1 pseudogene is annotated in these 380 nt (G+C 43.2%); it reads right to left on the reverse strand.

Features of this window, described 5'->3' with window-relative positions:
- Positions 1 to 380 (reverse strand): annotated as a pseudogene (locus EGI22_RS15265) (DUF11 domain-containing protein); the annotation flags it as partial.

A 380-nucleotide genomic window follows, 5' to 3' on the forward strand; every position in this document is an offset into this window, starting at 1 on the left:
ATAGCCACATTGGTAGCTGCATCAGGTCCAACATTAGAAACTGTAAGGGTAAATGTTACTACATCTCCAACATTCGGAGACATAGAAGAAATATTTTTAGAAAGACTTAAATCTGCAACCTGAGGAACAGGTGTTACCGAATCATAATCATCTTCCGTTGGGACATCGTTGTCAGGTGTAGAGTTCGGGTCGAACTGGTCAGAAGCAATCACTTGAGCGACATTGGTAAATGAAACACCCACACCAGGAGCCAAAACAGTAGCTTCATAAGTCAATACGACCGAACCACCCGAAGCGATAGATAAACCGCTCCAAGTCAAAGTATCGTTGGCAAAAACGCCAGAACCACTGATATTCGCAATCGATCCATAGCTATTTGG

The organism is Lacihabitans sp. LS3-19 (assembly GCF_024343575.1).
Lineage (GTDB): Bacteria > Bacteroidota > Bacteroidia > Cytophagales > Spirosomataceae > Leadbetterella.